Origin of the sequence: Paenibacillus eucommiae (assembly GCF_017874215.1) — a bacterium.
Classification (GTDB): Bacteria; Bacillota; Bacilli; order Paenibacillales; family NBRC-103111; genus Paenibacillus_AI; species Paenibacillus_AI eucommiae.
On sequence record NZ_JAGGLB010000012.1, the window covers coordinates 63,860 to 76,731 of the forward strand.

A 12,872-nucleotide genomic window follows, 5' to 3' on the forward strand; every position below is an offset into this window, starting at 1 on the left:
ATAAAGTAGGGGATATCCTTCAGCCATAAGGTAGGCATAAATCAGTTTTTTTATCCCCCTCTCCTCTTGGAGCTTCAAAAAAAAAAGCCCCATCAGGGGCTTCTCGTAAACCATTAGAAACAAATTTCATGTCCTTTGATACTTGACTCATAGATGCCGCACAAAATTTTGGTGATTTCCACCCCGTCCTCAACTGGACTGATCAGCTCAGCCAGACCGAGAGCGCTGCTCACAAAATGGTTGATCTCGTTCTGGAATGCCTCTTCCACATTGAAGCCGGGATAATTAACCTGGGGATGCATATTCAGAATCGTATCGTGTTTCTCAGAGACGATCACGAAATCCGGTTCGATCTCCGCTCCACCTTTTTCGCCAAAAATTTCGACTGTAGAGCGCGGTGTTTTGGCATGCAGTGTGAAGCTGACATCGACAAACAGGGAGGCCCCGTTCTCAAAGCGGATCAACGCGTTAGCCAAATCTTCGACTGTATTTTTCGATGAATCGAAATCAGCAGCCTTATAAAAATCCAGGTTTTTGATATTGGAACGGTTGCCTAGTTTTTTATACGTATTGCCCGTAACCGAAACGACTTTCGGACGACCCATCAAGTACCAGCACAGATCGATGATGTGTACGCCAATATCCATCAGCGGACCACCGCCGGACCGTTCCACATCCGAGAACCAGCCTCCCGGGTTACCGAGCCGGCGCAGGATGGAAGCCTTAGCGTAATAAATCTCCCCAAGATCCCCTGCATCGATGAACTTCTTCAGCACTTTTGCACTGCTGCTGTAACGGCGTACAAAGCCGACCTGAAGCTTCTTGCCCGTGCGTTTCACTGCATCCTGCAGGAGAAGCGCCTTATCAAGATCGGTGCTCATCGGTTTCTCGACAAGCACGTGCTTGCCTGCTTCAAGGGCCGCAATGCTGATCTCAACATGCGTATTATTCCAGGTACAAATGCTAACCGCGTCAATATCCGGGTCAGCGAGCAGATCAAGGTAATTCGTATATACCTTGCCAGCCCCATATTTATCTGCATTTGCTCTAGCTCTTTCTTCGATTAAATCGCACACGGCGACCAATTCAACATGTTCATTTTTTGCATAGGAATTAAAGTGGACTTCGGAAATCGAACCCGCACCAATCACGGCAACTCTTAATTTACTCAAAGTAATTCCCTCCCCAAAATGAATACCGCAATGCTTGATTTCACATCTCTCGTGAAGCTCAAGTATACTTGCGTTCCCACGCTTTTCAAATGGGTTATTTCTCGGCATTAGGGGTGATTATTTTCAGTAGTTGGAGAATTGACGAAACTCGGAAGGTGTCCTGCCCATGTATTTTTTGAATTGCTGGCTGAAATATTTCATGTCCTCGTACCCGACTTCGAGCGCTATTTCACTTACTTTTTTGTCTGTACTCCGCAAAATATTCGCTGCCCGATTCATACGTTCCTGCGTTATAAATTCAATATAGCTTAGGCCCATTTCTTTCTTGAACACTTCACTTAAGTAATTCGGATTCAAATGGACGAACTTGGCCACCTGCTGAAGCGTCAAATGCTGATCCAGATGTTCCCGGATGTAGACAATCGCGCGGTGAATATACGAATAGCGGCTGTCACTTACCAGCTCATGGAACGCATTCATAACGGAAAGGAGCAGCTTGAATAGCTCTTCATGGGGCTTCGTATCAGGCTCAAACGATAACAGCTGCACGCCTCTCTTCTCCACGTTACGATTCTCCATGGCGCGGTCGAGCCAGCGGTGGGCCACGATCACGATCGACTGAAGAAACGCCCGCAATGTCGCGGGAGTCACTTTAGTATCCTCCATCTGCTCGCGAACGATCTCGTTAGACCAGCGACGGAGCTGCACAGCATCGTTGCTCATCAATATCGCGGAGAGCTCACTTTCTTCCTTCTGCGAGCAGACGGTTCGCCCGCCCACGCAGCGCTCAATGTCACTCGTAGTGAACAATCCCTGATCCCCGAATAAAATGCGAAAAGAGTATAAGTTCTCCGCTTCCTTGTAGGAGCGCTGCAGGTCTTCAACTGATGTCGTGGTGTCCCCTGCTGCTGCGAAAACAGCACATTTTAACGTATCACGCATCCGATGTATCGCCTTCTCCAGCTGTCTCGTCCCGGTTAGTCCCTCATCTGTTTGAGAAACAACAATAACTTTGTCCTTTTTAAGCAAGGTCACGCAAGGGAGCAGGTCAGAAAGAATGTTCTCGACTGCCCCAAGCAGCAGACTAGAAGACGTGCCTTCCCCCCAGCCTGAGGCTCCTACCAGTGTGACGCGCATGGGCTGGCAACTGCCACCCGGGCCTTCGCGGATAACCTGATTTTGTTCAAGCCAGTCTCTTACCGGGGCCATCGAAATGTCAACAGGTGCTGCCCCTTCCCCGCTTCCGGTCAGCATCCGCTCGAACAATTGGTTGCGCATCGCGGCCGCCTGCTCGGTTTTTTGCTTCATCGACTCCCATTTATCCAGTATATTTTTCTTCGCTTTCATAGCAGCCTTAATGATCTCCTCGGGACCACTCGTCTTCAGCAAATAATCGGTTACTCCTTCACGGAGTGCCTGCTGGGCGTAAGCGAAGTCATCATACCCTGTCAGAATAACAATCTCCGTGTCGGGCAAGTAGGATTTGATTTCCTTCGCGAGCTGGATCCCGTCCATTCCTGGCATGCGGATGTCAGTGAGCACAATATGAGGCTTCTCGGCAGGGATGCGTTCAAGCGCCTCTTCAGCCGACTCGGCTGGTTCTAGCAGCGTCAAGCCAAGTTCCTTCCAATCGATCACCGTGCAGAGACCCGTACGAATAATAACTTCGTCGTCTATGATCATAATCTTCATGATAATTCCTCCAGGATGGGAATGATGAACGAGATTCGCGTGCCGCTTCCCGGCTCGCTTTCGATGTGCAGGCCGGCCTCGCTCCCGTAATGCAGCTGCAGCCGGCGGTGAACATTCCCCAGGCCGTAGCCCGATTTGACCGGTTCCGGTTTCCCGTCTCCCTGTTCTGCCATATTGCTCAACTGGTGACGGATATTCATTAGTTTATCTTCGGCCATACCGATCCCCGTATCCTCCACGACAAACTTTATCGCATCGCCCCGGCGCTCACCATGTACGTAGACGCTTCCTTTGTTTTTATTCTTCTGCAGACCGTGCATAATGCTGTTTTCAATAAGAGGCTGCAGCAGCAGCTTAAGCATCATTCGGTCATGCAGGTCTGAATCCACATAGAACGCCCAATCAAATTTGTCTTGAAATCGTTTCGACATGATGAGTATATAGTTTTGCGCATGCGCTACTTCCTGCTGCACCGAGCAAAACTCCTGGCCATTGTTCAGACTGAACCGCAAGAAGTCACTCAATGTTCCAACCATCTCGGCAATCTGTTTATCCTTATTCATCAAAGCGATCCAGTGGATGGACGACAACGTGTTGTACAGAAAATGCGGGTTAATCTGCGCCTGGAGCGCCTGAATATCAACGCCCCTTTTCACTGCCTCATTTTGCTGCAGCTGGCTTTTAAGACGTTCAATCCGATCTCCAAGCTTGTTGTAGCTATGAAGCAGCAATCCAACCTCGTCAGAGCTTTTGACCTCAATAGCAGGTATAGGCTCGTCGGGATTAATATCCTTAAGCTTGCGTGAAAGTTCGGTCAGCGGACGCGTCACCCAAGTAGTAAAATAAAGCACAAGCGCTATCGCGAGCAGCGCCGCAATCCCGATCGCACAGGCTGTCAGCGTAAGCACATATTCGTTCTGCGCGGTGTATACCTTCGTCGGGATGACGCCGACAATCTTCCAATTGAGGCTCGGCAGCGAGTAATAAAGCACGGTATTGCTTTCGCCCTCCGCTTTATAATCCATAACCCCGCCTGTCCCTTTCAGTTCGCCAAGGATCGGGATTTGCCCGCTGAGCAGCTGATTCAGATCTTCACCGCTTTGCGAGGACAAAATCCGGTTATCTTCATAGAGCAGCCAGATGGACCCTTTCTTCTCCCAGCCCGCGTCCCTTAGAATGCGTCTAACTTCTGCTTCGTCAATACTGATCGACAGGTCCCCGATCCGCTGATATTTACCGATACTCCGGATCGGCCGCACGAGCGAGATGACACGTCTGATCCCATTGTCAGTCGTCTGATTCTCATAAAGCGGCGTCCACCATGAGCTGCTCGATTTATAGTAGAGCTCGTTGGCTTTCAGCAGCTCTGGCAATTCAGAGTGCAACACATTCGTATTGGACAATGTCGGATGTCCGAAATCGGACGTAATGGTAATATTCGAAATATATTTTTTGGAAGACCCCAGGTTCATGAGAAAAGCCATGTTCTGTGAAAACAAGGAAATATCCGCTTGTCCATTGTTCAGATAAGCCTGAATATCCTTTTGCCCAATAATGAACACTGACATATTATCAACATCGCGTATAATAAAGTCCAACTTATCCGAGATTTGCTGAAGTGTATTCATACCAGATTGCTTTTCTTTCTCTTCCGTCAAGTTGGAAGCGATCCAATAGGATACGACGCCAGTGGCCAGGAGCGGTAATATAACCGCGATAAGAAGGAGCAGCGACAATTTGCTTTTTAGCGATTTCTTGAACGACAGCTTCATATCCCCCTCGTTTCCAATCCTATTGATTATGAGAAAAAAAGACCATGCCCAGTACATTATCTTGAGAATGGTCTTGCTTATTATTCCTACAGTTTTCAAAACAATTAATAATTGCAGCCGCGCGCATCAACCTTAATGATTTCTACCGGCTTGCCCTTCCGAACTCCAGTAATGGTATTGCATAAATTAGGAATTACGCAAGAATGATTTGGAATAATTTCCACCCGATCCCCCACGCGAAGCTGCACCTTGGCAATGTCAAACTCCAGGAACCCATGCTCTTCATTTAATCCAGTAATTTGAACATCCGGCAGCCCTGTAACAATCCCAAATCCTTCGCGATGATGGGCTTTATCACTCGTCAGCGTCTTCGTTCCGGCATCTATGGTTGCCCTGCCCGGTAGTGGAACGCTCACAACGGTCGCAATAATACGAAGTGCACAATCGGACTCACCAGCAAGCCCCATGGAAACCCCAGACGCATCGAAAAAAATATAATTGCCTGCCCGAACCTCTGTCACCCCATCCAAATTCTCGCACATCAGAGCCGCCGGCGACGAGCCTCCGCTGATGATCTCTGTACAAAACCCTGCGTCTTTCAACAGCGAAGCCGTTTCGCTAAGAACTAGCGATTCATGCCCGGCCGCTTTTCTAAAGCTTTCCTCATCTTTGTTGCGGTAAATGGTTCCAAAATACCCCATAATCCCTTTAAGCCGAATCCCTGCAAGCTCCGAAATCGCACGGGCAAACGCCAAGGTGTCTTCCCCCGGCTGCCTTCCGCCGCGATGAAGCCCTCCATCCACCTCAATAAGCACCTCGACCGACTGACCCGAACGTACCCCTACGCTTGAAAGTCCCTCGGCTGCTTCCATACTATCCACGGTTACAATGATGTGAGCTTTCTTCTGCAAAGCCTCCAAGTGCTGCAGCTTGTCTTCACCTACAATGGAATAAGCGACCAAAATATGATCAATTCCAAGCTCGACGAACGTTTCCGCCTCGGACAACTTGGCTACTGTAATGCCTGAGGCTCCGGCCGCCAATTGCTTGTTGGCGAAATAGGCCGATTTGGTTGTCTTGATGTGCGGCCTGTGTGCAATTCCTTTGTTGCGAAGAAGCTCTGCCATTCGTGATATGTTGCGTTCTGCAATATCTAAATCCACCACAACTGCAGGTGTTGTCAGTTCTGTATACACCTTTCATTCCTCCTGTTTTTGGCAAGCTCTCTGCTGTCAACGAATCTAAATGAATCTAATCAATCTCATCCAAAGCATAGATCATCCGGATTCTTAGTGTCAACCCTCTGGCTCGCCTTTAACTAGCCTTGGACTCGCCTACAACTAGTGGACGACTAGCGGACGATCACTCGGTAGATATAATCGTAAGTATTTGTGTATACTAAAACGGGAGATCGTTCAATGGATCAAAATGGATCGTGAACGTACGCAATCGTTACAACGCGAGTTCCTTCACCCACATGTTTAGACGCATTTATTAGTGAAGTTACGCAGACAAACCTACTTTCTTTCATCTGACAACTCACTCCTTTGATCCCTCACTGACTCTAATAAAACAAAAGACACCCTTGCGGGTGTCCTATTCTATATGAAGGCGAACCGTGCCTTGGAAAATCCAAAATTGAGCAAGCATGATGGTGTGATTTTTTAGGGAGATGGCAAGATCTACTCCTGTACAGCTAACTTCAAATCTTTAGCATTGATAACTAAACCAGCAGAACGAATGAAATCAAATCCAAGAATACCATCGATTTGCATACCATAATTCATTTCCCCAATCTCCACTTCAAATCCTTCCAAGGAGATTCCCCCAATACGAACAAAATCAAAGCGTTTGGAATAAACAACCTCTACCCCACCCACGCCTCTAATCGTATTTAATAAATCTCCCGATTCTACTCTAACACCAATTTCATCTACTAGATCCGCGTTAAAAATAGTCCCTGCGGAACCTGTATCCAGTAATGCGTGCTTTAATAGAAGCTCCTGATCACGGTAACAAATGGTTACAGTAACAAACGGTAATCCATATATGATTTCAATATTCATCTAGGTCCTCGTACCCCTGACCATTTCTCCCTAAGCTGCAGATGTTCCCGGGAGGTATGGAAAAAACCGTATTCTCTGTTCGGTTTCTCCCTATGTAACTCGTAGTAGCGTTTCATAGCAATCTTCGAATCATCAAATCGATCAATAACGGCTACTTCATCAATATACCAGTACCCATCCTCGGAGCGTGAAGCCAGTGCCTCACAGACAACCCATTCATCGGGAAATTGTTCCCGCACTTCTTCCCAGCGCATCTCGCCACCTCCAGCAGAATCTGTTCACCTAATTATATCATAAGAAAAACGCCTTGTGTGGCGTCCTTTGATGAGCGTGTTCATGGCGTTGGTGCATGACGGAGGAATTGGCTGTGGGCTCCAGCCGCTGTTAAAGATTTGTTCCCTTGAATGAAATGGAAGAGGGGTTGGAACAAATCTTTAAAGGCGGACGCTACCGCTCTTCCTCCCACAGCCATTTCCTCTCTTTAGCTACAATCGCACGAACACCATGCTCAAACGGACAGCCAGCAAGGCTTTTTCTCTTGATTGGAGGAGATTTCCTAGCGGGCGCAGGCGCTGAAGATGAAGAGCGCGAGATGTGAACTGCACTTTAGCGATGTTTTTCATCGCTAAAGGCACGTGGGCATGTCCACATAGGTACTTTAACGATGTTTTTCATCGTTAAAATCCCTTTTAACCACCGCGAGAGGCCATCCGCCCTCTTTTAACGATGAAAATCATCATTAACGTGACGGATTGACCTGGAACACTTACTTTAACGATGAAAAACATCGTTAAATGAATCGCACGCTCAAAAGGACTGCCCATAGATGCTGCTTCCTGAGGGAAGGGGATAGTAGCGATAGGGAAATCTGTGCTTCCTTTCTGATTCCCTTGGTGAATGAACAGTCACACCGAGAACATTATCACTATATGCACCACACGACTTTAGTAAAAAGACACCCTTGCGGGTGTCTTTTTCTGTATGAAAGCTAGCATGAAGGTGTGATTTTTTAGGGAGATGGCACGATTTTTATTTCACTTATTATTCAAGCAATTTATCCAACAAGCGAATGATCATCGCAACTGACTCAGCACGGGATGCAGAATCACTCGGTTTAAATAATCCGCTGCCAGTACCATCTACGATACCTGCAGTTGCGAAAGCATTAATTTGTTCAGAAGCCCAGTTCGTACCTACATCTGAGAATAGATTGGACATGCTAGGAACATAGTTCGTAAGCCGAGCTAGCATCACAACGATCTCAGCGCGTGAGATCTCTTGATCAGGACGGAAGGAACCATCACCATACCCCGTGATTATCCCTTTTGCCTGTAATGCTGCAATCGTTTCTGCAGCCCAATGCCCTTTCGTGTCAGAGAAGGAAGAACCGCTTGAATCCGTTAAACCAAAAGCTTTGGCAAGCATCGTGGCGAACTCGGCACGAGTTACCTTTTTGTCCGGACGGTACGAACCATCACTATAACCCGAGACAATACCCATCTTAGAGGCACGTCCTACTACTGAAGCACTCCACGAAGATGCTGGAACGTCCGTAAAGCTTACTGCCGGAGCAGATTTTTCTTTTTCCACGATCGCCTTAACTACGTCTACATCTGCTTTGTCGTTCAAGACAGGCTTGGAAGACGTTGGCGTTTGTATTGGCTTCGGTGTTGGCGTTGGTGCTGGCGTTGATGTTGGTTGTGGTGTTGACGTTGGTGCTGGTGTTGATGTTGGTGCTGGTGTTGTCGTTGGATTTGTAGGTGTCGACGGTTCATTTCCCTTTGGTTTCACAACAGAAAACTCATCGATCTTATTCCCCGCACTCGTACGTGCTTCCACATGAATCTTATCCTCAGTAATTTCAATGGCGGAATATACAGGAACGTCTTCATCAAATATATAATTCAAATAATTATATTTAGTTCCATCATAGAATTTCCAGCCCGCAGCACCACCATCCAGATATACAGTACCCTCATTGGTAGTTTTATTTGGCTTTCCATTCAGCATTGGATAGGTCCGTGCATACACATGATCATGACCAACTAGCACCAAATCAACTTTCTTCTGTTCTATGATAGGTTCAAAATACGTTTTTGTGTACTCAACTAGGGATTCCCGGCCGCTTTCTGTATGGTAGACAGGACGGTGGAACATCAAGATAGTCCATTTTTTATCATTCTGATCCAAATCTTTTTGCAACCATGCTGCTTGATCCATCATTTGTTCCTCTGTACCTTCAGAGTTCAATACGACAAAATGAGTATCATTGACCTCATAGGAGTAAGCATATTGCATTTGAGATTCTGGACCGTTCTTAGGGAAATTTGCACCTTTGGTGAATACTTCTTTCCCTTCACTCTTCACATCATGGTTACCCAGTGATAGAGCACTTGGAATTTTGGTTGCATAGACCGAAGAAGCTTGCCAGTACTTTTGCCATTCTTCAAAAGCGCCGCCTACATCAACTATATCTCCACCATGCATAATGAACTGTGTTGAAGGATATTGTGCCAAAGCGTTAGTCATGAGGTTTTGATAGGTTTCAATTCCATGCTCTTGATTCGTATGAGAATCCGTAACAAACAAGAATGAAGTCGCCTTGGATTTGTTTTGATCCAAAGTAGAATATTCGTGCCACTCCAACCACTTACCCTCATAGCCTACACGATATTTGTAAGTGGTATTTGCCTTCAAGCCCTCAATCAGAGCTTTATGAAACCGGATTTCACCCTTCGTTCCATTTTCCTTCATACTAAGCACTTGAAGCTCGCTCTCAGCTTGCTGCTGTTTGACATGATCGGCATCAGGGCTTTCTTCTGTTCCCCATTGACTTGCTTCGATGTATTGAATTTCCGTTACGGTTTGATCCGGTTTTGTTTGCCAGGCAGCGCTCAGTTGTGAAGACATATCTTCTGTCACATAGGTTTGGACATATTGAGGTTCATCCGTACCATACTGCTCCACGACTTCATAATTGACAACTTTACTGTTCTGATCACCTTTGACAGCTTGAACCTGATAGGTGCCAAGTGCCAATGTAGTTAGGCTTGTCGTTAATTGTCCTTTAGCATCTGTTTGACCAAGGCTGCCGCTCAGTAACTGACTGCTAACATCAGCTTCAGAGATATAGCCTGTTGTATGGCCATCTGCTAGAGTAACCTCGAATAATCCATCCTCAGCTTCTGCTGAAGCATAGTAACGTTCACCTGCTTTTGCAACCATTAATACATTAGAAGACGTGTCATCATCCTCATATACACTAGACGTTACAGTGTTAACTGTGACCACTGAGCTTTGCTTTAATAGCCCGGTGAAAACAATATCTAGACCTTCATTCGGTTTGCCCTCACGGTCTAATACTGTAAATGTAGAAGGTGTGCCCAAACCAACTCCCGTCATTTTCAGCTGATATGGAAATGCGATCGTATAGCGAATAGGAGCAGCTATGGGTGAGCTAGTCTGAACTTCGCCAGCTGTAAGACTCGTATTGCTCATTGTTATGGTTTTGTAATCTTCACCGCGCACTAACACGGCATGAGAGCTCACTCTGAAGTTAACAGTAACGACATCACGAGCTGCTGCTTTTACGTTATCAAGGGTTACCTGAACAATTCCGTGCTCATTATCAATATCTGAGGTTAGGGCAACTCCAGCCGCCTGAGTAATGCCTTCAACCTGAAGGGTATTCGGATCATAATTTAATGTAAATTTGGCCTGTTCTGCATGCAAGTAATCTTTGATACTAACTCGAACAGGGTAGATTTCATTACTTACTGCTTCTTGGTCAGCAGTCATGAACAAACGTTCTCCTGCATTTATGGTGAAGTTGAATGTTTTCCCCGCTGGGTTTCCATTCTTATCCTTCACTTCAATAACAAGCTCATGATAACCGCCATCCACATATGCTCCCGGATAGGTTAATAAATTTGTATCTGGAGAATAGTTCACTTCCTCCGTAATATCCGTTCCATCCAAATGAACAGATAAGGTATCCAAATCCAAACCTGCTCCGCTATCAGTCAGCTCTACCTTTAATTTATCAAGTGGAGCGCTTAATACTTCATTCTCAATAGGGGCTATAGGTTTAATGTTTGGAACGTCTTTATCCTCATTCACATCCCCATAAATAAAGGTAATATCATCTACCCAAATAGAGCCCTTATTTTTCTTACTCATATTCGACTGTTTCAATTGGAAAAACAATTCAAGGACAATCGGACCTGGTTTACCCTGCGGAACATCCGCTACAATATACTTCCAACCATACCAGTTAACACCAATTTGATTTTTATCATAGAATTCTGCCTGGAAAGAAGATCCTTTACTATCTCTAAATTTTGTCGTTAGCAAATGTCCTTCATTGTTCCCATAAACCCACATACCTACTTTAGTTGGGTACCTTGTTACTGGGATATTCCCCGTCTTATACCCTACTTCAATTTGAGAGGGGTTATCTACTATGCCAATCATATCGTAATCAATTCTAGCCGAATATTGTCCATTTCTTACATACTTCTTGTTTTCCTCCGAGTGCAGCGTAGCCTCATACAAACGTTTAGGATTAAATTTCACATTTGAGATTCCACTTTCAAAATCTTCAACTATGACGGATGGCTCAGTGTCACCTACTGCATAGACATGATTATTTTGACCAATGACTGGAAAAAATCCTCCTACCAGCAACGTTATTATTAATGCGACCATTAATGTCTTACGAAATATATTTTCTTTCATTCCCTTTCCTTCTCCCCATACTCATTTTATTATTCAAAGATTACTATAACAGTGTATTGTAAAATTAAATGTCCTTATCTATTAAGAAATTATTAAGTTCATTTTCTGATACAAAAAAAACCACTCCAGCCTAGGAATGGTTTCTAACTATGGCTTAAATCTAAAATTTCACAAACCCTCGCAGGAACATCATATTTATTAAAAAAAGCATTTGTTTCAAAGCCAAGCTCAGGAGGGTAATCATCTAGTAAGAGACAGCCCGACACTAGGAGGAATGTTCCCATGGAACAGAACAAAAACGTAGAAATCGAAAATACGAAAATCGAGAAAAAGTCAGATTCCAGCGTAGTCGCTTCATCAGCCATTAAATACGCCGCATACATTATTATTTTCTTTGGAGCCTTGTACTTTTTGGTCCGTTATGTGTTCCCGCTTTTTCAATAAGAATTCAATAAGAGTTGATTAAAAGTTGATTAAGAGTTTAACCAGTTCCCCTTTTGTTAAGGTGGACTGGTTTTTGCTATGCTTAAAGCAAGCTCAAACGAAGCTCATAAATACGCTGAGATAAGCTCTCCAACTGATCCTTGATGAGAATCACCCCGGAATGGCTATCCGGGATTTGCTCATAACCGCAATGCACACCCGCTAATCCGCCTGCAATGGCAGCAATGGTATCGGAATCCCCTCCCAAATTGGCTGCCTGCTGGACAACATCCAGGAAAGAATTTGCATGCAGCAAAATATGCAGCACCCAACTGAATGAATGAACGACAAAACCGCTTGGCTCGCAATTTGGTCCTTCTTTTAACAAGCGTGCATATGCGCTATGGCGGATTTCCTGTTCGATGGAATCGGTCAAGCTCTCCTGATGCAAAAGACGGAACACAATCCGGCTGTATATTTCACAGGCTTCATTGCATCTGTTGTCGTAATGCGTCATTTTCGACTGCATTCTTGCCTGCTTCTCCATCTCAGCAGCATTCGGATAGGACAAGCCTACCGGTAGACAGCGCATTAAGGATCCATTTCCGGCACTTTGTCCCAAATCCAAATCAGCCCCAAATGCCGCCTCCAGCCAATTCCCGCGATAGGTGCTCAGCACCCGCCTAATGATATTGCCAATATCCTTCGGATCCGTTCTGTACCATGCCAAAAATTTCTCTCCAATAGCATGCATCGGCTGATGAGGGTTCTCACAAATACCTTCGGCCACACAAATCGTCATCATCGTATCGTCGGTGACCTCCCCTTTTTCCAGCTGCCACACGCCTCCGCCAATGATCTCCTTCAAATAACCATGCTTCTTCATAATCTCATTGCGATCCATAAACTCAGTCGTTCCCCCCAGCGCATCCCCGATCGCCACGCCGAAAAGCCCGCCTTTAATCTGATCCTGCAACCGTAAACTCATCCTATACTCCTCCTCCTTTACA

The 12,872-nt window shown here is 45.7% G+C and carries 10 protein-coding genes; 1 reads left to right on the forward strand and 9 read right to left on the reverse strand.

The features are described 5' to 3' along the window. Window positions 1-113: 113 nt before the first annotated feature. From J2Z66_RS17920 to J2Z66_RS43450, 8 genes are all read right to left on the reverse strand, one after another. Window positions 114-1,172, reverse strand: a complete 1,059-nt coding sequence (locus J2Z66_RS17920) for a Gfo/Idh/MocA family protein (protein ID WP_209972825.1) — start codon at window positions 1,170-1,172, stop codon at window positions 114-116. 123 nt (window positions 1,173-1,295) lie between these two features. After that, complete coding sequence (locus J2Z66_RS17925; RefSeq protein WP_209972826.1) at window positions 1,296-2,864, reverse strand: response regulator; 1,569 nt, start codon at window positions 2,862-2,864, stop codon at window positions 1,296-1,298. Then, complete coding sequence (locus J2Z66_RS17930; RefSeq protein ID WP_209972827.1) at window positions 2,861-4,636, reverse strand: cache domain-containing sensor histidine kinase; 1,776 nt, start codon at window positions 4,634-4,636, stop codon at window positions 2,861-2,863. Before J2Z66_RS17930 ends, J2Z66_RS17925 begins: the two co-directional genes overlap by 4 nt. Before the next feature lie 104 nt (window positions 4,637-4,740). Continuing rightward, window positions 4,741-5,832 carry an alanine racemase gene (locus J2Z66_RS17935; RefSeq protein WP_312894632.1) on the reverse strand — a complete coding sequence of 364 codons (1,092 nt, stop codon included), beginning with the start codon at window positions 5,830-5,832 and terminating at the stop codon, window positions 4,741-4,743. A gap of 486 nt (window positions 5,833-6,318) precedes the next feature. Continuing rightward, complete coding sequence (locus tag J2Z66_RS17940) at window positions 6,319-6,702, reverse strand: retropepsin-like aspartic protease (protein WP_209972828.1); 384 nt, start codon at window positions 6,700-6,702, stop codon at window positions 6,319-6,321. Beyond that, a complete protein-coding gene (locus J2Z66_RS17945) occupies window positions 6,699-6,956 on the reverse strand; it encodes a hypothetical protein (RefSeq protein WP_209972829.1) in 258 nt (85 codons plus the stop codon). The genes J2Z66_RS17940 and J2Z66_RS17945 overlap by 4 nt, the downstream gene beginning before the upstream one ends. A gap of 435 nt (window positions 6,957-7,391) precedes the next feature. Further along, entirely contained in the window at window positions 7,392-7,526 is a 135-nt protein-coding gene (locus tag J2Z66_RS43445) for a hypothetical protein (RefSeq protein WP_281068854.1), read from the reverse strand. A 217-nt stretch (window positions 7,527-7,743) separates the two neighbouring features. Next, window positions 7,744-11,439, reverse strand: coding sequence for an S-layer homology domain-containing protein (locus tag J2Z66_RS43450; protein ID WP_209972830.1), 3,696 nt, complete (start codon window positions 11,437-11,439; stop codon window positions 7,744-7,746). 282 nt (window positions 11,440-11,721) lie between these two features. Between J2Z66_RS43450 and J2Z66_RS17955 the strand changes: the two genes are divergently transcribed. Further along, window positions 11,722-11,883: a hypothetical protein gene (locus J2Z66_RS17955; protein WP_209972831.1), complete on the forward strand. Its 162-nt coding sequence runs from the start codon at window positions 11,722-11,724 to the stop codon at window positions 11,881-11,883. Between the two features lie 82 nt (window positions 11,884-11,965). On the opposite strand, the gene J2Z66_RS17960 is transcribed toward J2Z66_RS17955, so the two are convergent. After that, window positions 11,966-12,850: an ADP-ribosylglycohydrolase family protein gene (locus J2Z66_RS17960; RefSeq protein ID WP_209972832.1), complete on the reverse strand. Its 885-nt coding sequence runs from the start codon at window positions 12,848-12,850 to the stop codon at window positions 11,966-11,968. Between the last annotated feature and the right edge of the window lie 22 nt (window positions 12,851-12,872).